Origin of the sequence: Streptacidiphilus albus JL83, assembly GCF_000744705.1 — a bacterium.
Classification (GTDB): Bacteria; Actinomycetota; Actinomycetes; order Streptomycetales; family Streptomycetaceae; genus Streptacidiphilus; species Streptacidiphilus albus.
Map to the genome: position 1 here is coordinate 7,647,966 of NZ_JQML01000001.1, position 25,347 is coordinate 7,673,312.

At 72.5% G+C, this 25,347-nt stretch carries 21 protein-coding genes; 8 read left to right on the top strand and 13 right to left on the bottom strand.

Annotated elements, in window-relative coordinates:
* Positions 1 to 5: 5 nt before the first annotated feature.
* Positions 6 to 1,073, bottom strand: coding sequence for a PLP-dependent cysteine synthase family protein (locus BS75_RS33220; RefSeq protein ID WP_081982865.1), 1,068 nt, complete (start codon positions 1,071 to 1,073; stop codon positions 6 to 8).
* A gap of 11 nt (positions 1,074 to 1,084) precedes the next feature.
* Complete coding sequence (locus BS75_RS33225; protein ID WP_034090872.1) at positions 1,085 to 1,894, bottom strand: phytanoyl-CoA dioxygenase family protein; 810 nt, start codon at positions 1,892 to 1,894, stop codon at positions 1,085 to 1,087.
* A gap of 740 nt (positions 1,895 to 2,634) precedes the next feature.
* Here BS75_RS33225 and BS75_RS33230 point away from each other — a divergent pair.
* Both BS75_RS33230 and BS75_RS33235 read left to right on the top strand, forming a co-directional pair.
* On the top strand, positions 2,635 to 3,921 hold the full coding sequence (locus BS75_RS33230) for an MDR family MFS transporter (protein WP_034094276.1): 1,287 nt from the start codon (positions 2,635 to 2,637) through the stop codon (positions 3,919 to 3,921).
* Positions 3,922 to 4,387: 466 nt separating this feature from the next.
* Positions 4,388 to 6,430: a S53 family peptidase gene (locus BS75_RS33235; protein WP_042438324.1), complete on the top strand. Its 2,043-nt coding sequence runs from the start codon at positions 4,388 to 4,390 to the stop codon at positions 6,428 to 6,430.
* Between the two features lie 101 nt (positions 6,431 to 6,531).
* Here the strand turns inward: BS75_RS33235 and BS75_RS33240 are convergent, their stop codons facing one another.
* The 7 genes from BS75_RS33240 to BS75_RS33270 all read right to left on the bottom strand — a co-directional run bounded on the left by BS75_RS33240 (position 6,532) and on the right by BS75_RS33270 (position 12,508).
* Positions 6,532 to 7,077, bottom strand: a complete 546-nt coding sequence (locus BS75_RS33240; protein ID WP_034090873.1) for a hypothetical protein — start codon at positions 7,075 to 7,077, stop codon at positions 6,532 to 6,534.
* Between the two features lie 54 nt (positions 7,078 to 7,131).
* The gene (locus tag BS75_RS33245; RefSeq protein ID WP_042438326.1) at positions 7,132 to 7,959 is read right to left on the bottom strand and encodes a COG4705 family protein; all 828 of its coding nucleotides are present in this window, start codon (positions 7,957 to 7,959) and stop codon (positions 7,132 to 7,134) included.
* A 55-nt stretch (positions 7,960 to 8,014) separates the two neighbouring features.
* Positions 8,015 to 8,695 carry a response regulator gene (locus BS75_RS33250; RefSeq protein ID WP_034090874.1) on the bottom strand — a complete coding sequence of 227 codons (681 nt, stop codon included), beginning with the start codon at positions 8,693 to 8,695 and terminating at the stop codon, positions 8,015 to 8,017.
* A complete protein-coding gene (locus tag BS75_RS33255; RefSeq protein ID WP_034090875.1) occupies positions 8,692 to 10,083 on the bottom strand; it encodes a sensor histidine kinase in 1,392 nt (463 codons plus the stop codon). The genes BS75_RS33250 and BS75_RS33255 overlap by 4 nt, the downstream gene beginning before the upstream one ends.
* A gap of 59 nt (positions 10,084 to 10,142) precedes the next feature.
* Complete coding sequence (locus BS75_RS33260; RefSeq protein ID WP_034090876.1) at positions 10,143 to 10,979, bottom strand: ABC transporter permease; 837 nt, start codon at positions 10,977 to 10,979, stop codon at positions 10,143 to 10,145.
* Complete coding sequence (locus BS75_RS33265; protein ID WP_034090877.1) at positions 10,976 to 11,938, bottom strand: ABC transporter ATP-binding protein; 963 nt, start codon at positions 11,936 to 11,938, stop codon at positions 10,976 to 10,978. The genes BS75_RS33260 and BS75_RS33265 overlap by 4 nt, the downstream gene beginning before the upstream one ends.
* Before the next feature lie 174 nt (positions 11,939 to 12,112).
* A complete protein-coding gene (locus BS75_RS33270) occupies positions 12,113 to 12,508 on the bottom strand; it encodes a hypothetical protein (protein WP_152645920.1) in 396 nt (131 codons plus the stop codon).
* Between the two features lie 257 nt (positions 12,509 to 12,765).
* Between BS75_RS33270 and BS75_RS33275 the strand changes: the two genes are divergently transcribed.
* The 5 genes from BS75_RS33275 (at position 12,766) to BS75_RS33295 (ending at position 18,649) form a co-directional block, all read left to right on the top strand.
* Positions 12,766 to 13,674, top strand: a complete 909-nt coding sequence (locus tag BS75_RS33275) for a DUF4436 family protein (protein WP_052070016.1) — start codon at positions 12,766 to 12,768, stop codon at positions 13,672 to 13,674.
* A 266-nt stretch (positions 13,675 to 13,940) separates the two neighbouring features.
* Positions 13,941 to 14,753 (top strand): G1 family glutamic endopeptidase, encoded by an 813-nt coding sequence (locus tag BS75_RS33280; protein WP_034090879.1) that lies wholly within the window; start codon positions 13,941 to 13,943, stop codon positions 14,751 to 14,753.
* Between the two features lie 229 nt (positions 14,754 to 14,982).
* Complete coding sequence (locus BS75_RS33285) at positions 14,983 to 15,390, top strand: hypothetical protein (protein WP_034090880.1); 408 nt, start codon at positions 14,983 to 14,985, stop codon at positions 15,388 to 15,390.
* 376 nt (positions 15,391 to 15,766) lie between these two features.
* On the top strand, positions 15,767 to 17,932 hold the full coding sequence (locus tag BS75_RS33290; protein WP_081982869.1) for a phosphocholine-specific phospholipase C: 2,166 nt from the start codon (positions 15,767 to 15,769) through the stop codon (positions 17,930 to 17,932).
* Positions 17,933 to 18,145: 213 nt separating this feature from the next.
* Positions 18,146 to 18,649: a mycothiol transferase gene (locus BS75_RS33295; RefSeq protein WP_034090881.1), complete on the top strand. Its 504-nt coding sequence runs from the start codon at positions 18,146 to 18,148 to the stop codon at positions 18,647 to 18,649.
* Positions 18,650 to 18,695: 46 nt separating this feature from the next.
* Here BS75_RS33295 and BS75_RS33300 read toward each other — a convergent pair whose 3' ends face one another.
* Together BS75_RS33300 and BS75_RS33305 are read right to left on the bottom strand one after the other, a co-directional pair.
* Positions 18,696 to 19,469, bottom strand: coding sequence for a maleylpyruvate isomerase family mycothiol-dependent enzyme (locus tag BS75_RS33300; RefSeq protein ID WP_034090882.1), 774 nt, complete (start codon positions 19,467 to 19,469; stop codon positions 18,696 to 18,698).
* Between the two features lie 227 nt (positions 19,470 to 19,696).
* A complete protein-coding gene (locus tag BS75_RS33305; RefSeq protein WP_034090883.1) occupies positions 19,697 to 20,236 on the bottom strand; it encodes a gluconokinase in 540 nt (179 codons plus the stop codon).
* Positions 20,237 to 20,372: 136 nt separating this feature from the next.
* On the opposite strand from BS75_RS33305, the gene BS75_RS33310 reads away from it, so the two are divergent.
* Positions 20,373 to 21,065, top strand: coding sequence for a FadR/GntR family transcriptional regulator (locus tag BS75_RS33310; protein ID WP_034090884.1), 693 nt, complete (start codon positions 20,373 to 20,375; stop codon positions 21,063 to 21,065).
* Between the two features lie 82 nt (positions 21,066 to 21,147).
* Here BS75_RS33310 and BS75_RS33315 read toward each other — a convergent pair whose 3' ends face one another.
* Complete coding sequence (locus BS75_RS33315; protein ID WP_042438329.1) at positions 21,148 to 22,632, bottom strand: carboxylesterase/lipase family protein; 1,485 nt, start codon at positions 22,630 to 22,632, stop codon at positions 21,148 to 21,150.
* A gap of 121 nt (positions 22,633 to 22,753) precedes the next feature.
* Entirely contained in the window at positions 22,754 to 25,300 is a 2,547-nt protein-coding gene (locus tag BS75_RS33320) for a beta-glucosidase (protein ID WP_152645921.1), read from the bottom strand.
* Between the last annotated feature and the right edge of the window lie 47 nt (positions 25,301 to 25,347).

The following is a 25,347-nucleotide window of genomic DNA, read 5'->3' on the forward strand; positions in this document are numbered from 1 at the left end:
ATCGTTCAGTCGTTGGCGAGCGTGGCGGTCCGGAGCCCGTACTCGGTGGGCACCTGCTCGTTGGTCGGGCGGGAGGCGGCGGCGACGAGCCCCTCCGGGGTGGTGATCCCGGCGGCCTCGATCTTGTCGGCGAGACCGTCGGCCCGCAGCCAGTCGGGATGGAAGGACTCGCCGAGGTAGTTGACGCCGCCGTCGGCCGCCATGACGACGATCCGGCTGCCGGGGTACCGGTAGGCGTGGTGCACGGCGGCGAACACCGCGGCGCCGGCGGACTCGCCGACCAGCAGGCCCTCGTTCCTGGCCAGGACGCGCATGGTGGCGATGCCCTCGTAGTCCGCGACCAGGTGGACCCGGTCCACCACGGAGTGGTCGAGGTTGCCGGGCTTCCAGGCCAGACCGAGACCGCGCATCGAGTACTTGGCGAACGGGTACCCGAACGCGGCCGACCCTGCGGCGTCCACACCGACGGTGATCGCGTCGGGCAGCGCCTGCTTCACGGCCGCCGACAGTCCGCTGATGTGGCCACCGGTGCTGACCGCGGTCACCAAAGCGTCGAACTCCGGTACGTCGTTCAGGAGTTCGCGACTGGTGAGCTCGAAGTGGGCCCTGACGTTGTCCGGGTTGTTGTACTGATCCGGCCAGAACGCGTCGGGAGTCACCGACAGCAACTGCTGGACCCGCTCGATGCGCGGCCGCTGGTAGCCACCCGACTCGTCGGGCGTGTCCACCATCTCGATCTCGGCACCGAGCGCGGTGGCGAAGTCGACCATGCTTCTGGGCGCCTTGGGATCGATGACCAGGATGACCCGGTAGCCGCGCGTCGCGCCGATCAGCGCCAGCGACTTGCCCAGGTTTCCGGACGTCGACTCGATGATCGTGCCGTGCGGCTTCAGCCGCCCGTCACGCTCCGCTCCGGTGACCATCGAGACCGCCGCGCGGTCCTTGATGCTTCCCCCGGGATTGAAGGATTCGAGCTTTATAAGAATTTCGGAGGCGAATGCGCTAAGGGTGCGCAGCCTGACCACGGGGGTGTGGCCCGTGGTCTCCAGAATCGAGTTGTAAATCACTGTCATCCCCCGATGACTTAGAGAACGTCGTTCTCGACCGGAACGACCGGGGTGGTGTCCCGACTGACCAGGAACTCCGGCCGCCGAGAAATATCGGGTGCATTGCTGACCGCGTTGTAGGTGATGAGCAGAAGCGCACGACGATCGGGTGACAGATTGTCGGACGAGGAGTGAACGATGCTTGGATGGAAAGCGAAGACGGACCCGGCCGGGCCCACCCCGAGTTCCCTCCCGTACTTCTCCGCCAGCTCTTCGGCCTTTTCCGTCGGCACGGTGTGCTCAAGGGTCGCGGACACGTGCCGGCGCCAGTCCCCGCTCGGCTCGGCAGCCGTGGCGCCGTCGGCTTCGACGAGCCCCAGAACGTGTGTACCCGGGAGTAGTTGGAGCGGGCCGTTGGCCTCGTGCGTGTCGTCGAGCAGGACGGCAACGGTCACGGCATGGGGTTTCTCCATGCCGTCCTCCTTCGCCCAGAAGGCGAAGTCCTGGTGCCACGGCCACGCCGCACCGTCGTGCGGCTGCTTGAGGTTGACCTTGAACTGGTAGACGTACACCGGCTCCTCAAGGAGCTCCTCCGCCAGTCCGGCCAGGAGCGGGAGCGCGACCAGTCGGGCACATACCTGATCAAAGAGGTGACACCCGTGAATTGCGCGGACCGTTTTTCCGTCGGCTTCGAGGACGACCTCCGGGCGAATTTCCCGGCTCATTCGGTCGATGCTTTCCCGGAGCTTTTCGAGACTGGGTCCGCCGAGTGAAGTGGGCGACCTGTGCCAGCCATTCTCGGAATAGTCGAGACTAGCGGTTTGAAGTAATTCGTTCGGTGCAGTCATATCGCAAAACCCCCGAATGACGGACGTTTACCAGGACATTTACTGGCCGCTCGCCGAGACGCTATCACCCGGGTCGGTTCTATGGCCAGCATCAATGGCGGCGACGAAGGCTTGAATGGCTTGATCTGGACATGACCAAAAGCGACCAAATGGACAATCCGCTCAATTTTCCGGTTTGTTGGCGGATTTGTGTCCACCCGGTGTGCGAACCGTGAGGCCGGGCGCCGGTGAAAAAAGACTTCCGTTCATGGCAGGGGTGTTGCAGCGCCTCCGAGTGTTCCGGGAATGTCCGGTTTGATCACCGGCTGCCGGGCCGGACGGGCCCGACGGCGGGGCCGGCGGCCCGGTGCGGAGCGGGTACGACCTTGCGCGGCGGGGTGAGCGGCCGGACGGCGCGGGTTGGCTGATTGTTTGTCATGAGGAGTGCTCGGTACCGCTTTGCTCCTCCGCCGGTGGCCAACCCGTCGGCGCGGGCGTCATGGTGGGGCCTCATGGTGCGGGCGTCATGGTGCGGGACCGGTTCACCGCAGCCTGATGGGCCCTCATCAGCCTTCGGCCTCAAGGTGGCTGTCCCGGTCCTGGCCCCGACTCCGCCCCGTCTGACGGTCCGTCTGCCATGGTCGCTGCCTCATCGAACGCGAAGAGTAATATACAACGGCCTTGTTCACTGCTTACACTTCTCGGCGACCGTGCAGTACTACTGAGGGGGTCCTGTGTTCGCCCTGCCCAGCCCGACATCCGTGTCGCGAGCCGTGAAGGGTGCGATGTCCGGCCTGCCGAGCGAGTTCTGGTGGCTGTGGACGAGCACACTGATCAACCGACTCGGTGGATTCGTCACCACTTTCATGGCGCTCTACCTGACGGCGGACCGCGGTCTCTCCGCGGCCTTCGCGGGCCTGGTCGCCGCCCTGTACGGGGCCGGTGGGGCGGTCGCCTCGGTGCTGGCCGGCGTGCTGGCGGACCGGGTCGGCCGCCGCCCCACCCTGCTGATCTCCCAACTCGCAACCGCGGCGGCGATGGCGGTGCTCGGCTTCGTGCGGGAGCCCGCCCTCATCGCGGTGCTGGTCTGCGTGCTCGGGGTCGCCGCCAACGCGGCGAGGCCCTGCATCCAGGCCATCATCGCTGACCTGGTGCCGCAGGAGGACCGGGTCCGCGCGTTCTCCCTCAACTACTGGGCCGTCAACATCGGCTTCGGCGTGGCGTCGGCCGCCGCCGGGCTGATCGCCGAGCACGGCTATCTGCTGCTGTTCCTCGGCAACGCGGTGTCCGTACTGGTGTGCGCAGTTGTGATCTTCTTCAAGGTCCCCGAGACCCGGCCGGAGCGCGTGCCCGCCGCGGCCGGCGACCCGGCCGACGCCGCGAAGGCCGACTCGGCCGGCGCTCCCTCCGTCGGACTCGGCACCGTGCTCCGCGACACCAAGTTCATGGCGGTCGTGGGCCTGGCCTTCCTGGTCGCCATGGTCCTCATGCAGTACACCACCTCCCTGCCCGTCACCATGGGAAAGGAGGGCTTCTCCAGTGCCGACTACGGCGTGGTCATCAGCATGAACGGACTGGTGGTCGTCCTCGCCCAGATCCCGGTGAACAGGGGGCTGCGGAAGGCCAAGCCCATCACCATCCTGGTCGTGGCCTCCCTGCTCACCGGCTTCGGCTTCGGACTCACCGCCCTCGCCCACTCGGTCCCGGTCTACATCCTGACCGTGTGCGTCTGGACCCTCGGCGAGATCATGCACAATCCCACCAGCATGGCGCTCGCCGCCGCACTCTCCCCGATCCACGCCCGCGGGCGCTACCAGGGCGTCTACTCCCTGGCGTGGGCCGGTGCGACCTTCGCGGGACCGCTGCTCGGCGGCATCCTGATCGACAGCTTCGGCGCCGACACCCTCTGGGCCGGGTGCGCGGTGGCCGGTACGGCAGCCGCTGCCGGCTACTGGCTGCTGCGGAACCAACTGGGCGACGTGATCCCGACGGACGCCCCGGCCGAGGCCGAGCCGGAACTGGAGCAGGAGGTCGGCCTGGAGGCGTAGCCCCCGGCTCTTCCGCCCCGGCCCCCTCCCGCCCGGCCCCCTCCCGCCCCGCTGCGGGAGGGGGCCGCACACTGTCAGGGTGCTGAGCGCGGGCGGCGCCGCGGCGGTGGTCCCCGCGTCCTGAGCGCTTTCGGGCCAACAGAAGTGACGGTTCCTCAGGGGACGGCCCGGCACTGCGGGGTACTGGACGGCATTGTGAATAGTGAAATATTATATGTGACATGTGCGATGGCTGATGCGCCGGGGGCTCGGGCAGCGGCGCAGGTCATCGCAGATCAGGACGCCCCGGAGACCGTGGCGTTGCCTACTCGGGTTCAGCGCGGCACCGCAACGCAGCACCTCGACGCAGGTCCCGCGCGTCCACCACGCGCGGACGGTCGGGGCTGCGGCCATCCGCCGCGACTCCACAGCGGCACGACGACAATGCCCTGCGGAAGACCCGGGCCCGCGGGAGACATGGAGAACCATGCCTGCAAGAAGCCGACCACGAGCGCTGAGCACCTGGACGGCGGCGACGGCCACGCTGGCTGCGGCGGTCTCGCTGAGCCTCATCGGCGTCGCCCCGGCGACTGCCACCGCGGCGGGCGCCGCGCCCGCGGGCAGCAGCCCGCTCGGCGGATCCGTGCCGAACTGGGCGACCCCGCAAGCGGTTCGCGGCGCCACCCCGGCCGGAACCGGGGTGTCGGTCGAGGTCTATCTGACCTCGCGGGACCCGGGCGGCCTGGCCGCCTACGCGAGCGAGGTCTCCGACCCGACCAGTTCCCTGTACCGCCACTACCTCACCCCCGCCGCGCAGGACGCGCGCTTCGGCCCCACCGCCGGCCAGCAGTCGGCCGTCAAGGCCTGGTTGGCCGGTGCGGGGATGCGGGTCACCGCCGACACCGAGCAGTACATCTCCGCCACCGGCAGTCCCGCGACGGTGCGGGCGGCCTTCGGAACCCCGCTCGACGACTACGCGGTGTCGGGGCACACCTACTACGCGCCCCAGCACTCGGCCGTGGTGCCGAACGCGGTCGCCCCGGACGTGCTCGGCGTGGCCGGCCTCGACGACGCGCCGCGGGTGGAGAGCTCCACGGCCGTACCGGTGGTCGCCCCGGGCACCGGCAAGCTGACCACCGGGCCCAACGGGGTTCCGTACATCGGCGTCGAGCCGTGCACCACCTACTACGACCAGAGCGCCCCGACCGACCTGCCGTCGGCCTACGGCCACCAGGCGCCGAGCCCCATGTGCGGCTACCTGCCGAAGCAGCTCCAGGACGCCTACCGGACCGGCGCCAGCGGGCTGACCGGCAAGGGCGTGACGGTCGCGGTCGTCGACGCGTACGGTTCGCCCACCATCGCCTCGGACGTGGTGGAGTTCGACGCCGCCAATCACTTCCCGACCTTCAAGCCGGGCCAGTTCAGCCAGGTGGTCACCCCGTCCGCCTGGCAGAACCAGTCCGCCTGCGGCGACTGGACGCCGGAGGAGTCGCTCGACGTGGAGGAGGTGCACACCATGGCCCCCGGGGCCAAGGTCGTCTACGTCGGCGCGAACTCGTGCTTCGACAGCGACCTGATCGCCGCCGAGGCCGACATCGTCGACAACCACCTGGCCGACGTGGTCTCCGACTCCTTCGCCGAGGACATCTACGACACCAACGGCAACACCCCGGCCTCGACCGAGCAGGAGTACACCCAGGAGTTCGAGCAGGGCGCGACCGAGGGCATCGGCTTCAACTTCTCCTCGGGCGACTGCAGCACCCAGGCGCCGGCGATCGTGGCCGGCGGCGTCAACTGCGACGCGTACTCCTCCGAGCCGCAGACCATGTTCCCGGCCGAGGACCCGTGGGTGACCGCGGTCGGCGCCAGCGCCATCGGCATCGGCAAGCACGGCAACTACGAGTTCGAGACCGGCATGGGCGACTCGCAGGCCGACCTGCTGAACGGCACCACCTGGTCCGGCCTGCCGGGCACGTTCACCTTCGGCAGCGGCGGCGGCACCAGCCCCGACTTCGCCCAGCCCTACTACCAGAAGGGCGTGGTACCCCCGGCGCTGGCCGACACCCTGCTGAACGGTGAGCCGGCGGCGGCGCCGATGCGCGAGGTGCCGGACGTGGGCATGGAGGGCGACCTGCTGCTGACCACCATGGTCGGCTTCACCCAGAAGCTCCCCGACGGCACCACCGGCTTCGCCGAGCAGGGCTACGGCGGCACCAGCGTCGCCTGTCCGCTGTTCTCCGGCGTCCAGGCCGACGCACAGCAGGCCGCGGGCCGGCCGCTGGGCTTCGCCAACCCGGAGATCTACGCACGCTACCGTGCGCTCGGCACCCGGGGCTTCCACACCGTCACCGACGACCCCGGGGGCCGGACCAGGGCCGTCGCCTACGACAACGGCCTCACCAACGGCGTCCAGCAGGGGTGGCTGTTCACCCTGGGCACCGACTACACGCTGAAGGCGACGCCCGGCTACAACGACGTGACCGGTCTCGGCTCGCCCGAGCTCGGCTACCTGCTGTCCTTCCGTCACTGAACCAGGCCCGGCGTCACCCGGGGCCGGACCGCGCCGACAGCCGCGGTCCGGCCCACCGGGCTGGGTGCTCAGGCCCGGGCCCGGGAGCGCCGCAGCCGGGCTCAGCCCGTCCGGGCGGTGCCGGCGACGGCCTGGAGGCCCGCCGAGGCGCGCTCCACGAAGCGGATCTGACGCCGGGCCAGCCACAGCGGGACCGCGCCGAGGACGCCGAAGGACATGTCGACGGGCAGCCACCAGAGCGGCAGCCCCCGCAGCGGCCCGCAGACCAGCGCGAGCGGGATGACGCCGGCGCAGGCGATCAGCCCGAAGTCCAGCACCCAGAGGTTGCGGACCGGATCGCGCAGCGGCCCGACGAACGCGACGGCGATGGTCAGATGCGCGAAGGCGAGCCAGTCGGTCCCGTAGGCCAGGAAGGGGTAGTCGGCCGAGGTGACCTGGAGGCCCTGGTGGACCCGGCGTATCCAGGCGACCGCCGACGGCAGGTGACCGGCCAGGCCGGAGAGCGGTGACCGGTGGTCGGTCGCCCACCACACCAGCCAGCCCGACTCGGTCACCAGCGGAAAGGCCGTGATGCCGGCGAGCACCAGGCCGATCATGAACAGCACGATCCAGATTCTCGCGCGGCGGAGCCGCTCCCCATCGGTCATGGGGACATCATGGACCCACTTTTGAACATGTTCAACTTTGTGTCGGCCGGGCCGCTACCGGCGGGCCGCTGCCGGATCGTGCTCCATGACCGGCGCCGGGGCGGCGGCGAGCGGGCGCTGGACGTCGTTGCGGGTGACGACCGCGTATCCGACCAGGGCGACGATGGCCACGGAGGCGACCGCGGCCACGGTGCCGTCACCGAAGCCGAGGCCGCCGATGGACCCGGGCTTGCCCAGGTAGTCGGCGAAGGAGGCGCCGAGCGGGCGGGTGACCACATAGGCGAACCAGAACGCCGGGATCGCGTTCAGCCGGAACTTCCACCAGGCGACCAGCGGCACCGCGATCAGCACGGTGAAGGCGATGGCCGAGTCCAGGAAGCCCAGGTCCACGGTGGAGGCGGTGAAGTCGCCCAGCGCGGTGCCGAGCGCGAAGGTCGCCAGGACCGTGCACCAGTAGAAGACCTCCCGGCGGCGGGTGGTGATGCTGTGGATCGACAGCGTCCCCTCGCTGCGGTACCAGGCGAGGAGCACCGCCGCGAGCGCCACGGCGTAGAGGGTCACCGTGCCGGTGTAGGGGACGCCGAGGGCCACGTGGACGCCGTCGGCGACCATGGTCCCGAAGACCGCGACCGACACCGCGGCGAGCCAGTACACCGCCGCGTAGTAGCGGCGGACCCGGAACTGGAGCCACAGCGCGAAGCAGAAGCCGCCGAAGCCCACGATCCCGGCCACGGCGGGATTGCCGTTCGCCAGGAAGTCCGACGTCGCCTCGCCCATGCCGGTGGTCAGGATCTTCACGACCCAGAACAGCACGGTGATCTCCGGAACCTTGGCGGCCAGCGGCTCCCGTCCGGGAGCCGACGCCTTGGCCGAACCTCGCATGAACTTTCCTCTCGTGGTCAGTGGTGCACGGTCTGTGGTGACGTGCGGTGAACGATCAGCCGTCGGTGGCCGGGTGCGGGCGGACCAGCCCCAGGTCGTAGGCGAGGATCACGGCCTGGATCCGGTCGCGGGCCCCGATCTTGGCCAGCACCCGGCCCACATGGGTCTTGACGGTGCTCTCCGAGAGCACCAGCCGGGCCGCGATCTCGCCGTTGCTCCAGCCCTGGCCGATGGCGACCAGGATCTGGTACTCCCGCTCCGTCAGCGTCCGCAGCCGGGGGTGGTCCTGGGCGGACTCCGGCGCCGCGCCGGGGAGGCGGTGCGCGTAGGCGTCCAGGAGCCTGCGGGTCAGGCCGGGGGCGATCACGGCGTCGCCGCCGGCCACCGCCCGGATCCCGGCCAGCAGCTCCTCGGGCAGGGCGTCCTTGAGCAGGAATCCGCTGGCCCCGGCCCGCAGCGCAGCGTGGGCGTAGTCGTCCAGGTCGAAGGTGGTCAGCACCAGGACGCGGGAGCGGCCGCCGGAGGCGACGATCCGGCGGGTGGCCTCGATGCCGTCCATGCCGGGCATCCGCACGTCCATCAGCACCACGTCGGGGCGCAGCGCGGCGGCCTGGCGGACCGCCTCGGCGCCGTTCGCGGCCTCGCCCACCACCTGCGTGCCCGGGGCGCTCTCCAGCAGCATCCGGAAGCCGAACCGCTGCAACGGCTGGTCGTCGACGATGAGGACGGTGGTCACGAGGCCGCTCCCGACGGCGCCGCCGAGGCGGTGCGGGCCGGGTTGAGCACGGCCTCGACCGTCCAGCCGCCGCCCGGACGCCGGGCGGCGGTGACCCAGCCGCCGTAGAGGGCCGTCCGTTCGCGCATCCCGGCCAGGCCCTGCCCGGCGCCGTCCCCGTCGCCGCTCCCGTGCCCGTGCCCGTGCCCGCTCCGGGACAGGTCCGGCGACTCCTCCGGCCGGCCCTGCGGACGGCCGCTGTCCTCGACCCGGACCCGGACCTGCGGGGCCTCGCCGCCGCCCTCGACGGCCACGGTCAGCTGCGCCCTGGTGGCGGTTCCCGCGTGCTTGAGGGTGTTGGTGAGCGCCTCCTGGGCGATCCGGTACACCACCAGCTGCCGCCCCCGGTCGAGCGAGTCGAGGTCGCCGGCGCTGCGGTAGGTGACCTCGGGGCCGGCCGCGCGGACCCGGGCGCAGAGGGCGTCCAGGTCGGCGATCCCCGGCTGCGGGCTGAGCTCCGGACCCCCGTGCTGCCCCGGGGCGCCGCCGCTCCCGGGCGGCGCGCCGGCGGAGGGCTCCTCGCGCAGGACGCCGAGCATCCGGCGCAGCTCGTCGAGGGCCTGGCGGCCGGTTCCGGCGATCAGCCGCAGCGCCTCCTGGCTGCGCTGCGGCGAGGTGACGGCGGCGTAGCTGCCGCCGTCGGCGAGGCCGATGATGACGGCCAGATTGTGGCCGATGATGTCGTGCATCTCGCGGGCGACCCGGGTGCGCTCGGCGGCGGCGGCCAGTCGGCTGCGCTGGTCGCGCTCCACCTCCAGGCGGGCGGCGCGCTCCCGCAGCGCCTCCAGGTAGGCCGTGCCGATCCGGAACGCCAGTCCCAGGGCGGCGCCGGCGGTGGCCGCGCTGCACAGGAAGAACAGCGCGACCAGCGGCGAGACCACCACCGACACCCGGGCGACCACCAGCAGCAGGGCCGCCGCCGTCGCCACGCCGACCCACGGCAGCCGCCGCAGCGAGCCGTGCCGCACCACGCTGTACAGCGCCACGAACAGCGTGACGTCGGTGTGCAGCCAGACATTGCCGAGCCACTGGGCGGTGAAGACCAGGGCCACGACGGCGAAGACGGGCACCGGGTACCGCCGCCGCCAGAGCAGCGGCAGCGCCAGACCCAGCTGCAGCGCCACGGCCGGGCCGAGCGGCAGGCCGTCGACGTGGTCGCTGCTGGGCTGCCGGGCGCCGTGCTGGAGCAGGTCCGGCAGCCCGAACAGCAGCAGCACGGCCAGCACCAGCAGCGCGTCCGCAGGCCAGGGGCGCCGCTGGTCCCCCCGACGGAGGCGGCGGCACAGTCGCAGCAGGCGGGAGACCAGCGGGTGGCCCCAGATCGCCTCGTCGGCGGTCACGCCGGTCATCACAGTCACCCGCCCATCGTCGCAGCCGTCATTCCGGTCGGACGCCCCGTGTCCGGCCGCTACGCGTCGCTGCGCTTCAGCCGGTAGGCGGCGCCGGCCAGGGCCAGGGCGGCCCAGCCCATGAGCACCAGCAGCCCGTTGGTGGCGGAGAGCGTGTGCAGGTCCTGGTGCAGCGCGTACATGGAGTCGCCCGCGTGGTCGGGCAGGAACTGGCTGACGTTGTTCTGCCAGCTGGTGGGCAGCAGTTCCATCAGCCCGGGGACCAGCAGCAGCGTGCCCAGCAGCACCGCGATGCCGCCGGCCACCGAGCGCAGCAGCGAGCCGAGGGCGACGCCGCAGATCCCGATCAGCGCCAGGTAGGCGCCGGCCATGATCAGCGAACGGATCACCCCGGCGTCGCCGAAGCCCAGCGCGGCCTTGGAACCGGAGAGGATGCCGGAGCCGATGCCGAAGGCGGCGAACGCGGCCACGACGCCGAGCAGCAGCGCGACCGCGCCGAAGATCAGCGCCTTGGCCCAGAGCACCGGCAGCCGGCGCGGCACGGCGGCCAGCGTCGAGCGGATCATCCCGGTCGAGTACTCGCCGGCGGTGACCAGCACGCCGAGGACGCCCACGGCCAGCTGGCCGAAGTTCAGCCCGAACAGCGACAGGCCGACCCCGTTGGCGTCCAGCACCTCCGGATCGTGCACATGGCCGGCGTTCATCATCACCGTGTAACGCCAGTCCCGGATCAGGCCGAAGGCCAGCACGAACACCAGGGCCACCGCCAGCGTGATCCAACTGGAGCGCAGCGACCAGAACTTGGCCCACTCCGCCTGCACCGTGCGGCCCATGGTGACCTTGTACACCGGGCGTTCGGCACGGGCCGGCCCGGCCACGGTCGTGGTGGTGCTCATGCTGCGCTCCCTACGGGCTCGGCGGCCTCGGCGTGGTGGACGGACGGGACGGTGGTGCTGCCGTGGTACTCCACGTCGTCGCGGGTCAGCTCCATGAACGCCTCCTCCAGCGAGACGCCCTTGGTGCTCAGCTCGAACAGGGCGATGCCGTGCTCCGCCGCCTTCAGCCCGATCGCCCGCGCGGCCAGCCCGGTCACCTCCAGCTCCTCCGAGCCCGAACGGCCGGTGATCTCCACGCCGGGTCCGGCCAGCACCTCGCGCAGCCGCGCCGGGTCGGAGCTGGCGACCTTCACCGTGTCGCCGCCCGACTGCCGGATCAGGTCCTTGACGGTGGTGTCGGCGAGCAGCCGGCCACGGCCGACGACGATCAGGTGGTCGGCGGTCAGCGCCATCTCACTCATCAGGTGCGAGGAGACGAAGACCGTCCGGCCCTCGGCCGCCAGCCCGGTGAGCAGGTTGCGGATCCACAGCACGCCCTCCGGGTCGAGCCCGTTGACCGGCTCGTCCAGCATGATCGTCGCCGGGTCGCCGAGCAGTGCCGCGGCGATGCCCAGCCGCTGGCCCATGCCCAGCGAGAACGCCCCGGCCCGGCGGCGCGCCACCGACTGGAGGCCGGTCAGCTCGATGACCTCCTCCACCCGCCGGCGCGGGATGCCGTGGGTCAGCGCCAGCGAGTTGAGGTGGTTGAAGGCCGAGCGGCCCGGGTGGATCGACTTCGCCTCCAGCAGCGCGCCGACCTCCTGCAGCGGGGCGGTGTGCTCGGCGTAGCGGCGGCCGTTGACCGTGACCGAACCGCTGCTGGGCGCGTCCAGGCCGACGATCATGCGCATCGTGGTGGACTTGCCGGCGCCGTTGGGACCGAGGAAGCCGGTCACCGTGCCCGGCCTGACGGTGAAGTCCAGCCGGTCCACCGCCGTCTTCTCCCCGTACCGCTTGGTCAGCTGCTGCGCCTCGATCATCGGGTGCTTCCCCTCGGTCCTGGCCGCCGGAGCGTTCCGGCGGCCCTGCCCGCAAGGCTAGGAGCCGATGATCGGGAGGCCCGTAGTACTCGGGTTCCATCCTGGGGAGGGCGGTGGTACCGCGGTACTACGCGGATGCGCGGGGGAGCCCCCGGCCTCCGGTGCCACGACAGGTCAGCGCGCCCCGGCCGGGCCGACCCTGACGGACCCGAGGCTGGAGACGCCGGGCCAGCCCTGGTACGCGGGGACCACGAAGTCGAACTGGTAGCTGCCGGCCGCGGCCTTCGCGATGGTGTAGGCGAAGTCGTCCCGGCTGTCGGTCCGACCCCGGTACAGCACGCGCCAACCGGCGCCGACGCGCTGCTCGACCAGGATCGGGCGGTGCGCGGGCCCGGTGGCCCCACCGGTGAACGCCATCGGCCGGCCGCCCGCGAGGGAGTAGCTGACCGCCCAGTGCAGCCGGGTGAGGTGGCCGGTGGCGGCCTGCGCCGGGGTCGCCGCCAGGGTGGCGGGCGCCAACGCGGCGGCCAGGGACAACAGCCCTGCCGCGATCCGGTGGTTTCGTCGCACGAGTGGCCTTTCAGTGGAGGGATGTTCCAAATGACAGGCTTCCTATCGGATCTCCCCACCATCCGCAAACCCCCTGCCGACCCGCGCCCCGGCCGGGCATACCCGGTTGATCCGGGTGAAACTGACATAATTTCCTGGAATTGGCCAAGACCTGCCGCCACTGATCGGGACACCATGCACCAGTCCGGCCCGAGCCGACGCAGCCCGCTCCGCAGTGGAGCGGGCACCGCCTCCGTCCCGACCGGGGCGTTCACCGGATGAGGCCGCGACTCGGCAGTGCCCGGCTGCGGCGCCTGCGCCGTCCGCTGTCGCTGCTGCTCGTCGTCGCGGTGCTGTGCGGCGCCGGGGTCGGGCTCTACCTCAACGAGCGCAGCAGTCGGCAGCAGATCACCGTCGTCGGCAGCCCCGCCACCGCCGACTGGATCGAACTCGACGTCACCGCCCAGGGCGTGGACACCTCCGCGCTCGAACTCGCGCTGTCGGTCACGGCGATCCCGCACGGCAGGTTCTCCGAGGACCCGGACTCGCCGGACTCGCCGGGCTCGTTGGTCTTCGCCAAGAACGTCGAGATCACCACGGTCTCGCTGAACACCACCACCTTCCACACCACGCCCGGCGCACCCGCCCCGCTGCAGGTGGTCAGCGCCGGGCTGTACGACGGCACCCCGACCGACTACCCGTTCGACCGCTACGACATCTCGGTCGGCTGGATCGCCACCCTGGACGGTCATGAGGTGCCGCTGGCCGTCACCTTCAGCGACTCCGACCCCTTCTTCGTGGTCCGCCCCGGCCGGACTGCGACGGCCGGTCAGTTCGCCAGGCTGGACGCCCGTGCCAGCCGCTCGCGCGGCACGTTCATCCTCGCCTGGTTCATGATGATCGCGATGTGGGCGCTGGCGCTGGCGGTGCTCGGGGGAGCCGAGGTCCTGGCCCGGCGCCGGCAGGGGATGGTGTGGCCGGCCCTGGGCTGGATGGCGGCCACCCTCTTCGCCCTCGTCGGCCTGCGCAACGCCGCGCCCGGCGGGCCGCCGATCGGCTCGCTCATGGACTACGTCGCCTTCTTCTGGGCCGAGGGGATCATCGCCGCCGGCCTTGCCTGCACCGCCGCCCTGGGCGTCCGCAACGAGCGCCGGTCCATCGCCGCGGACAAGCCCGCGCCGAGCTGAGCGCCCGCCCGCCCGGCGGGGGCGGTGAGCGGGGCGGGGAGCGGTGCGGGGATCGGTGAGTGGGCGTCATATGCCCGAAATCGGTCCTGTCAGCTGGTTCAGTGAACTCCCAGGAATCTCCCCGGAATGCACACTTCCGAACTCTTGTCATGCCCACTGCGACTCATGCAGGCTGTGTGCGCCACCCGGGATCACGGGCCGCTTCGGACGGCCCCCCATCCCCGGTCCGACCGGCGCCGATCGGTGCCCGCCACAGGGAGACCCCCATGTCCCAGAGAACCGCTGCCCGCCTCCTCGCCATATCCGCCGGCCTCGCCACCGTAGCCGCGCTCGCGACCCCCACCGCGTTCGCCGCCGCCCCCGCCGCGCACCACAGGCACGCCGCGCAGGTCAGCGCCTCGCTGGCGCGCCAGGAGAGTCACAACCTGCGCCTCGGCCACCGGTCGAGGCGGAACGACACGGTCACCTCCGGCAACTGGTCCGGCTACGCGGCCACCGGAGCCTCCGGCAGCTACACCTCGGTCACCTCCTCCTGGGTCCAGCCCTCGGTGAGCTGCGGCTCGCAGGACACCTACTCCTCGTTCTGGGTCGGGCTCGACGGGTACGACAACTCCGCCCTGGAGCAGACCGGGACCGAGGCCGACTGCATCGACGGCCAGGCCGAGTACGGCGCCTGGTGGGAGGTGCTGCCCGCCTCCGAGAGCCCGTGGTCGGTCACCGTCGAACCCGGCGACCAGCTGACCGCGACCGTCACCGACAACGGCGACGGCACCTTCACCATGACCCTGGCCGACAGCACCCAGGGCTGGAACCAGACGACCACCCAGCAGGGCTCCTCGGGCTACCAGGACAGCTCCGCCGAGGTCATCGCCGAGGCCACCGACGTCGACGGCCAGATCGCCGACCTCTCCGACTTCGGCAGCGTGGACTTCACCGGCTCGGACGCCAACGGCAACGCGCTCGACAGCTACTCGCCGACCGGCATCGTCATGCAGAACCAGAGCAGCGGCGACACCACGGCCCAGCCCGGTGCGATCTCCGACGGCGCCTTCACCGACACCTGGGAGAGCTCCAACTGACCTGACCCCGGTCGGAGGACCGCCCCGGTCGCGCCGGATCCGGACGGCGCGACCGGGGTCCGATCAGGCGCTGACCAGGGCGGATGTCCATCGGTGCACAGCTGGCTGGGAGTTTGCTGAAAGAAGTCGGGGAATATCGGCCCCGCGACGCAACCCGCGCGGTTCGGCCGACGTCCCTAACAGCGAACACATGCTCGGCAGCATGTCGTACCGATAGCAGGAGGAAGCAATGAACACCCTCAAGACGCTCGTCAGCCGCAGGGCCGGGGCAGCGGCGGCCGTCGCCGCCATCGCCGTCGGTGGCCTCGCGGTCGGCGCGGGGACCGCCTCGGCCAAGTCGGTCCTCGACATCGGCGTGAGCAGCCACAATGTCGCGCTCGGCCACTACGTCCACGTCAGCGCCTCGGGCAGCACCGACGCCTTCGGCCCGACGCCGATACAGCTGTGCATCGACGAGCGGGTCGGCGCGGGCGCCTGGAAGCAGATCGCCTGCAGCTCCAAGGACGGCCTGGGGCTGAACGTCCGGGCGCAGCACCGGGGCGAGATCCAGTTCCGCTCGCAGCTCGTCGGCGTCTTCAGCGCCCACCACCGCGTGGTGGACCGCACCTCCGCCACGGACGCGGTGCGGGTGCGCTGACCGACGGAGGTGCGGCTTTCCGTGGCGGCCGGTGCCTTCCGGGCCTGCCGCGGAGAGTCGGCCCGGCCCGGCGTCAGCAGACGTCCGGGCCATCGACCTCCCCCATCGGCTGTGCACAGGACCGGCCCGCCAGGGGTGCGGAATCCGGCGCTCGCCGAGTCCATCCGGTCGACCTGCTCTGCGTCTCTCCGGGGCCGGCGGGCTCAAATCCGGGAATTCACACCTGGCCAGGCCGGTATTCGGCGGCGCAGCGCGACCGCCGCCAGCTGTTCACCTGCATAATGCATCCAGTCAATCTTCGCCAGGCTTGTCTGGACAAGAGTGCGGCGTGCCGTCCCCCGCGGCACACCAGTCACTCCCCCCAGGAGCAGTCCCCATGGCCTCGACCCCGCAGCCGCCCGCCGGGCAGCCCTCCGACGCAGCGTCAGACCCCGCGTCCGCGAGTGCCCTCGGCCGCCGCCGGTTCCTGTCCTTCGCCGCCGGTGCGGCCGCCGTGGGCGCCGGCGCGGCCGCCGTGTCCGTCGCCGCGGCCCCCCGCGCGGACGCGGCGACGACCGCCGGGCAGTCGGCCGCGAAGAAGCCGTCCACCGGCGTGCCGCCGCAGCGCTCGCTGACGCACACCATCAAGGACGCGAAGCACATCGTGATCCTGATGCAGGAGAACCGCAGCTTCGACCACTACTACGGCACGCTCAAGGGCGTCCGCGGCTTCGGCGACCAGGCGACGATCCTGCTGTCCGGCGGCAACAGCGTCTTCAACCAGCCCAACGGGGGCACCCGGCAGTACCCGTGGGCGTTCGACGCGACCAAGCCCGCCTCCGGCGCCACCGCCGAGGAGCTGTCGCAGTGCAACGGCGACCTCTCGCACTCCTGGTCCGACCAGCACGCCGCGTGGAACAACGGCAGGATGGACTCCTGGGTGGCGGCCAAGGGCAGCTCGCGGGCCCTGGGCTACCTGCAGCGCACCGACATCCCGTTCCACTTCGCCCTGGCCGACAACTGGACCATCTGCGACGCGTACCACTGCTCGATCCTGAGCGCCACCGGCCCGAACCGCACCTACCTGTGGAGCGGGATGATCGACCCGGCGGGCACCGCCGGCGGTCCCGCCTACAACGGCGGCGACGAGAGCGGCCTGAAGTGGGAGACCTACGCCGAGGCCCTCCAGGCCGCCGGGGTCTCCTGGAAGGTCTACCAGAAGGCCGACGACAACTTCGGCGACAACGGACTGGCCTACTTCTCCCAGTTCGCCTCGGCGCCGGCCGGCAGCCCGCTGGCGACCCGGGGCATGGGCAGCGTCCCGACCGCGGACGGCGTCACGCCGGACGACATCGCCGCCGCGATCCGGGCCGACGTGGTCGCGGGGACGCTGCCCCAGGTCTCCTGGGTCGTCGCCAACCAGGGCAACTCGGAGCACCCCTACGCCACCCCCGGCGCGGGCGCGTACTTCATCGACGAGGTCATCCAGGCGCTCAACGCCGACCCCGAGGTCTTCAACCAGACCGTCCTGTTCCTCAACTACGACGAGAACGACGGCTTCTTCGACCACGTGCCGCCGCCGGTCGCCCCGGCCGGCACCGCCGGGGAGTTCTACGACGGCACCAACATCGGCCTGGGCTTCCGGGTGCCGATGACCGTGATCTCGCCCTGGAGCCGCGGCGGCTGGGTCAACTCCGAGGTCTTCGACCACACCTCCGTGCTGCAGTTCCTGGAGGTCTGGACCGAGGCCATCGGCAAGCCCGCCGTCTGCGACAACATCACCGCCTGGCGCCGCCAGGTCTGCGGCGACCTCACCAGCACCTTCGACTTCACCAAGCCGGTCTGGGGCCTGCCGGCCCTCCCCGCCACCACCAACGGCCCGACGCTGGCCGAGTGCGGCCCGCTGTCCAACCCGGCGCCGGTCAGCAACGCGATGCCGGCCCAGGAGCCCGGCGCGCGTCCGGCCCGCGCGCTGCCCTACCAGCCCGCCGCCAACCTGACCCACTTCACCGGCGGCGCCGGCGGCAGCGAGCAGGTGTGGATCGAGATGCTCAACCAGGGCGCGGAGGCGACCAAGGCCGCCCACTTCGCGATCTACGCCAACGAGTACCGCACCGGCGGACCGTGGCAGTACACGGTCGGCGCGGGCGGCACCGACAGCGACTTCTTCAACTGCGGCACCGGCTACGGCAACGGCCTGTACGACCTGACCGTCACCGGCCCGAACCGCTTCCTGCGCCGCTTCCAGGGCAACGCCGGCACGGCCGGCGCCGCCCTGGGCGTGACCGTGACCTACGCCACCACCGGCGCGCCCCGGCTGAACGTCCAGCTCGCCAACGGCGGCGCCGAGGCCGCGGCCTTCACCGTCACGCACAACCGCTACAAGTTCGAGAAGCCGCAGACCGTCACCGTCGCGCCCGGGAAGTCGCACAGCGCGCACATCGAGGTCTCCGGCGACAACCACGGCTGGTACGACTTCACCGTCACCAGCTCGCTGGACGCGGCCTGGTCGCAGCGCTTCACCGGCCACGTCGAGAACGGCCGGGACAGCATCAGCGGCTGAGCCGGGCCCGCCCCACCACCCGTCGGCGCCGGCAGCGGCGCGGGAGCTGTCCGCTCCCCAGCCGCTGCCGGCGCCGCTGCCGTCCCCGACGGGTTTCGGCGGACCGGGCAGCAGGCGGTCGATACTCGGTGCGGGCGATAGGCGGGTGTGCGAACGTGGATGCCTGGGGCGGGCCCCGGCAAGGGGTCGGCCGTATTCCGTAGGAGGACGACCGTGACGAGTACGGACCTACTGGTGGACGCCTTCGGCCGGATCGACGAGCTGGTGGCCGAGGTGCTCGACGGCATCGGCCCGGAACTTCTGCAGCGCCCGGCCGAGGACGCCAACCCGATCGGCTGGCTGGTGTGGCACCTCACCCGGATCCAGGACGACCATGTCGCCGGGGTCGCGGACCGGCCCCAGGTATGGCTCAAGGACGGCTGGTACGAGCGCTTCGGCCTGCCCTACCCGCCGGAGGCCCACGGCTTCGGCCAGACCACCGCCGAGGTCGGGCAGTTCCAGGACGTGACCGCCGAGCAACTGCTGGGCTACCACCGGGCGGTGTACGCGCAGACGCTCGACTTCCTGGAGGGCCTGAAGGAGGAGGACCTGGGCCGGGTCGTCGACCGTTCCTACCGGCCCCCGGTGACCGTGGCCGTCCGGCTGGTCAGCGTCGTCGCGGACGACCTCCAGCACCTCGGCCAGGCCGCTTACGTGCGCGGGCTGCTGCGCGGCTGACCCGGGACCGGGCCGGCCGACACCGGCCCGGTCGCCACGCAGCCGCTTAGAAGGCCGAGTTCGCGAACCACCGGGCCGTCAGCTCGGCGTCGCCGAAGGCCTCGACGCCCTCCGCCGCGAGGTCCAGCCGCCCGTAGAGGAGCAGCAGCAGGTCCGCGGCGCTGCCCCGGACGGTCGCGTCGGCGGTCGCCGTCGCGTCCGGGTCGAGGCCGAAGCCGTCGGGGCGCAGGCGGACCAGCCAGTCCCGGTCCGCGTCGGTGCAGCCGAAGCGGATGGTCTGCTCGCCGCCCGAGCTGCGCAGTCGCGCGGTGCCCGGGGCGAAGAAGGCGGCGAAGGGCAGGTTGACCAGGAACTCGTCCACGCCGTCCGCCGCGAGGTCGCGGTCGACGACCGGCCGCAGGCCCAGCGCCAGCTCCGCGTCGACGCGGTGCAGCAACGTCTCGAAGAGCATCCGGCGCACCCAGAACCTGGTGTGCTGGTCCGCGCCCCAGGCCCACATCGGGTCGTCCAGGTCGGGGGCCGCCGCGAACGCCTCCTCGGCCACGGCCGCGCTCGCGCTCAGCCACTGCGGGTAGTCGGCCTCCCGCTCCGGCAGCTGCAGGTCGACGTCGCGGCCGGCCGGCGGCGCCTGGACCCGCTGACGCAGCAGGACGGCGAACCAGCGCTGGACGCTGCCCGCGTGCCTGGCCAGGTCGGCGAGCGTCCAGCCGGGGCAGGACGGCACCGGGAGGGCCAGGTCGGCGCCGGTGAGGACGCCGACGAAGCGGGCGGTCTGGGCCGCGACGGCCGCGCGGTGGCCGACCTGGGCCGATGAGTTCATGGGGTGGAGCCTTCCTGGGCATGCTGCCGCCGTCGAGTGAGCGGCGGACACACAGGGGAGCCTATTCCAGCGCCGTCCCGTCCACGGGGCCGCCGACCGGGTGATCTCCCGGAGGATCAGCCCCAGGGGCAGGACCACCGCGATCCCGGTGACCGAGCACCGCCCCGAGCCCGATCAGCAGCCCGGCGAACGGCAGCCGGCGTCCGCGAGCAGGAGGGCGGGGAGGCTCACGCGAGTTCCCCGTTCTCGGCCCGGAGCAGTGCCGCGGCCTGCTCGACGAGGGTCTCCGGGGCGGCCCCGACATCCAGGACGACACCGTTCTCGTCGGCGCCGAGTGGTTCGAGGATCGCGAGCTGCGAGCGGAGCATCCCGGCCTTCATGAAGTGCCCGGTGCGCTGCGCGAGCCGCTCCTCGACCAGCGTGTCGCTGCCGGTCAGGTGCACGAAGACCACGTCCGGGCAGTCGGCGCGGAGCAGGTCGCGATAGCTGCGCTTGAGCGCGGAGCAGGTGACGACGCCGCCGGCGCCCTCGGCGCGCCTGGCTCCGAGCCAGCCGCCGAGGGCGCGCAGCCAGGGCTCGCGGTCGGCGTCGTCCAGGGGGATCCCGGCCGCCATCTTGTCGACATTGCCCTGCGGGTGGAAGTCGTCCGCCTCCGCGTAGGGCAGGCCCAGCCGTTCCGCCAGGGCCGCGGCGACGGTGGTCTTGCCGACTCCGGCGACGCCCATCACCACGATCGACGGCCGCTGGTTCTCGACGTTGAGGGCCATGGGTGCTGCTCCGTTCTGCTGTCCGGTCGTCGACAACTATCGGTCAAAGGTATGACCTATTCAAGGCAAGTAGGCTCAATCATCATATGTATCGGGAGTGTGGCTGCTCACAGCGACGGCCCCTAACCTGGACCCCATGGAATTCCAGGGCCTGTCCGGCCGCCTCCTCGACGATCTGGGACCCGCCATCGCCGCCGGGGAACTGCCGGAGGGGACGGTCGTGCGGATCGAGGAGCTGGAGGTCCGCTACCGGGTCTCACGCACCGTGGTCCGCGACGCGGTCCGGGTCCTGGAGTCGATGCGGATGGTCGCCTCGCGCCGCCGCGTCGGCGTCACCGTGCGCGCCAAGTCCGAGTGGGACGTGTTCAACCCCGCGGTGATCGCCTGGCGGCTGGCCGGCGCGGACCGGGCGGCCCAGCTGCGCTCGCTCGGCTCCCTGCGCGCGGCCGTCGAGCCCGCCGCCGCCGCGCTGGCCGCCACCCACGCCAGCCCCGAGCAGTGCCGGGCGCTGGTGGTCCTGGCCACCGACATGACCATGGCCGGCCGGGACGGTGACCTGGAGGCGTTCCTGCGCCACGACGCGCACTTCCACGCCACCGTCCTGCAGGCCTCGGCCAACGAGATGTTCGCCCACCTGAGCGCCACGGTGGAGGCGGTGCTGCGGGGCCGCACCGAGCACCGGCTGATGCCGCACCGCCCCCGCGAGTACGCGGTGCAGCTCCACCGGGAGGTGGCCGAGGCGGTCTGCGCCCACGACGGCGAGCGGGCCGAACGGGCGATGCGGGCCGTCGTCACCGGCGCGCAGCAGGAGTTGGAGGACGTCCTCTAGCACTCGCGCAGCGGGCGGCGGCCCGACGGGCCGCGGGCATCGGTCGGACCGGGGCCGCCGCCCCGGCGGCCCCGGCGGTCGGTCAGTGCTCGCGCAGCCAGACGGCGCGGACCGGGGCCAGGTGGTCCGGGTCGGTGCGGGGCGGGGTGTCCCAGACCCGGGTGGCGCGGTCGGCGGCGGTGTAGCGGGGCCAGTCGGCGCCGGGGTCGAGCGAGTGGATGAAGCGGACCCAGGCGGAGTGGACGGCGTCGGCCAGCGCCTGGGGCGGGTTGGCGCCGGTCGCGTCGGTGGCGCCCTCGGCGGAGAGGAGGTCGAAGGCGAAGGGGAGGTCGAGGCAGTGGAAGGCGGCTCCGGCGAAGGCCGGGGCCTGCGAGGTCCAGGTGAACTCGTAGAGCCAGGTGGGTCGCAGGCGCGCGGCCCGGCTCTCGGCGATGGCCAGGGCCGGGGCGCGGAAGGTGGCGTCGGTGATCGCCTGGCCCATCCGCTGCGGCGTGGTCAGCGACGGGTGGGCGGCGAGGAAGCCGGCCGACGCGGACGGGTCCAGGCCGAGGCTCGCGAGCAGGCCCAGGAGGGCCTCCTCGGGCGCGTCGGGGAAGGGCAGGGCGTTGAACTCGTGCTCGGTGAAGCCGAGCATCAGCGGGATCTCGCCACCGGCGTCGCCGCTGGTGAGGGCGTCCATGACCGGTTCGGGGACCAGCTCGCCGTCGGCGAAGGGCGCCAGCATCAGCATCGGCGCCGGGCCGTCCGGGCCGGGGGCGCTCAGCGCGCCCTGGAAGTCGAGCAGTTCCTCGTCGCTGCGGTCCCGCAGCGCCTGCGCGGTGGCGGGCAGGCCGGTGCGGGCGGTGAAGCGCTCGGCCACGGCGCGTCCCGCGGCCGCGTCCTGAGGCTGCATCACCGCGCCGGAGACCGAGATCGCCGCCCGGAACAGGCCCTTCGCGGCCGGCGTGGCCAGCAGCGTCTGGACCGCGCCGCCGCCGGCCGACTGCCCGGCGACGGTCACCTTGGCCGGGTCGCCGCCGAAGGCCGCGATGTTGTCGCGCACCCAGCCGAGCGCCGCGATCCAGTCGAGCACACCGCGGTTGTCGGGGGCGTCCTCCAGGTGGAGGAAGCCCTCGATGCCGAGGCGGTAGCCGATCGAGACGAGGACCACGCCGTCCCGGTTGAAGGCCGCGCCGTCGTACCAGGGGCTGGCGGAGCTGCCCGCGACGTAGCCGCCGCCGTGGATCCAGACCAGCACCGGCAGCCCCGCCGAGGGGTCGGCGGCGGGGGTGAAGACGTTGAGGTTGAGGATGCCCGCGCCGGGGACGGTCGGCTCGGGGATGATGGTGACCTCGGCGAAGGCGCGGCGCTGCGCGGTGGGCCCGTAGGCGGTGGCGTCCAGCGGCTCGGTCCAGGGCTCGGCCGGCTCGGGCGCGGCGAAGCGCAGCGCGCCGACGGGCGCCTTGGCGTAGGGGATGCCGAGGAAGCGCAGGCCGGCGTCGGAGCCGGTGCCGCGGACGGGGCCGCGGTCGGTCTGGACGACGGGGTGGTCGACGGGCTGGTCAACGGGGCGGTGCGGGGTGCTCATGGGTGGTGACTCCTGAGGTGAGCGGTGTCGGTGGACGGTTGCGGCGGCGTCCGCCGCAACTCGCGGACCGGCCCCGCGCCCTGGCCAGGCACGGCCGGGACGCGGGGCCGGTCGGATTGCGTCAGCCCTGGAGAGGCACCTCCAGGACGACGCCGATCGGCAGGTCGGCGACGCTGCGCCCGGCCCGGACCCGGTAGTTGCCCGGTCGGTCGGTCCAGCCGTCGGCGCCCCAGGTCTGGAAGGCGCGCAGCGGGAGCTGGATCCTGGCCTCCGCCCGCTCGCCGGGGGCAGCGGTCACGGTCGCGAAGCCGGCCAGCGCGGTCCCCGGGCGCGTGGTGTCGGAGCCGTCCGGGGACAGGTACAGCTGGACGACCTCGCGCCCGGCCCTTGCGCCGGTGTTGCGGATCCGGACGAGCGCCTCCACGACCGGCGCCCAGGGGTCGTCGCCCGCGACCGGCGCGAGCAGCCGCAGCTCCAGCCCCTCGTAGGCCCAGTCCGTGTAGCCGAGGCCGTGGCCGAACCAGTACGCGGGGGCGACGCCGTCCCGGCGCTGCCAGGCGCGGTACCCGATGAACAGCCCCTCCTCGTAGGTCAGTCGGCCGTCCACCGGCTCCACGCCCCAGACCGGTGCGTCCACCTCGGCGACCGGCCAGGTGGTGGGCAGCCGGCCGCCCGGCTCGCGGGCGCCGGTGAGCACGTCGGCCAGCGCCGAGCCCGCCTCCTGGCCCGGGAACCAGCCGAGCAGCACCGCCGCGACCTGCTCGCGCCACGGCATCAGCACCGGCGCACCGGCGTTGACCACGACCACGGTGCGCGGGTTGACCGCCGCGACCCGGGCGACCAGCTCGTCCTGGCGGCCGGGCAGGGCCAGCGAGGCCCGGTCGACGCCCTCGCTCTCGACCTCCTCGGTGGTCGCGACGACCACCACCGCCACGTCCGCGGCGGCCGCGACGGCGACGGCCTCGTCCAGCAGTTCGTCGGCGGTGCCGACCGGCTCGCCGTGGCCGAGGGTGAACGAGACCAGGCCGAAGCCGGCGAAACCGCTGCCCTCCGGCAGCACGTGCCGCAGGGTCAGCGTGACCGGTGCGGTGCCGGCCAGCTCCAGTTCGAAGACGCGCTCCGGCGGGTTGAGGAACGCCGCCGCCGGGTCCTCGCCCTCCACCGGCACGATGTCGTCGAAGAGCACCGCGCCGTCCGCCTCCAGCACGAACCGGCCCACGCCCCGGATGCCCACCCGGTGGGTGCCCGTGCGCCCCGGCTGCAGGGAGCCGGAGACCTCGACGGCGGCCAGGTCGGCGAAGGAGAGGCGGTCCGGGAGCTGCCCGATCCAGCGGGCGGCGCCGTCCGGCAGCGTGGTGGTGCCGAGCTCGGCGCCGTCCCGGCCGAGGAAGCGGGCCTCGACCCGGGCGGCCAGCGGTCGCAGGTGGACGTTGGGGTCCGCGCCGACCGCGTGGGCGAGGGCGGTGGTCGGCGGGAGCGCGGCCCGCAGCCCCGCCAACGGGCTGACCACGTGGGTCGGGAAGACCTGCGCCGACCCGCCGCCTCCGATCCGGGCCTCCTGCGCGGCCGCGCCGATCAGCGCGACCGACCCGAGGCCGGCCGGGAGCGGCAGCACGCCGTCGTTGGCCAGCAGCACCATGCCGGCTGCCGCGACCTCGCGGGCCAGCGCCTCGCCGTCGATCGGCGCGGGCAGCGCCTCGGCCGGGACGGCGGCCGGCGCGTCGGCCAGCAGCCCGACCCGGGCCGCGAGCCGCAGCACCCGGCGGGCCAGCTCGTCCACGGTCTCCTCGGGCACCCGGCCGTCGCGGACCGCGCGGACCAGGTGCTCGCCGTAGACGGTGGCCGGTCCCGGCATGGCCACGTCCATCCCGGCCAGCGCGTCCCTGACGGTGTCGCGGGCGCCGGTCCAGTCCGAGACCAGGACCCCGTCGAAGCCCCACTCGCCGCGCAGGACGCCGTTGTTGAGCTCCTGGTGCTCGGTCATGAACTCGCCGTTGACCTTGTTGTAGGCGGCCATCAGGCCCCACGGCGAGGCCTTGCGGACGATCGCCTCGAACGGCGCCAGGTAGAGCTCGCGCAGCGTGCGCTCGTCGGCGCGGACGTCGACGGTGAAGCGGTCGGTCTCCGAGTCGTTGGCGACGAAGTGCTTGGGGGTGGTCCCCACCCCGCCGGACTGGACCCCGCTCACGAAGGCCGCGCCGATCTCGCCGGTGAGCAGCGGGTCCTCCGAGTAGGCCTCGAAGTGGCGGCCGCCGCGCGGGCTGCGGTGCAGGTTGACGGTCGGCGCCAGGACCACGTGCGCGCCCTTGCGGCGCGCCTCCTGGGCCAGCAGCTGGCCGGTGCGGTGGGCGAGCTCCGGGTTCCAGGAGGCGGCCAGCGCGGTGGGCGAGGGCACCGAGACGGAGGGGTCGTCCGGCGTCCAGTTCTCGCCGCGGACGCCGGCCGGGCCGTCGGACATGACCAGCCGGCCCAGGCCGATGGACTCGTCGGCCGGCAGCGACCACATGTCGGCGCCTGCCAGCAGCGCGACCTTGGCGGTCAGGTCCAGCTTGCCGAGCGCCGCCTCGACGGCCGCCTCGCGCACCTGCTCGTCGCCGTGCGCGTCGCCGTGCATCTCGCGGTGCCTGTCGCTCTGCTCCGGGCGACCGTTCTGCTGATTGGTAGTCATATCTCCCACACTGCGACTTTCGGGCTTCATCTGGAACAGCTTCCTTT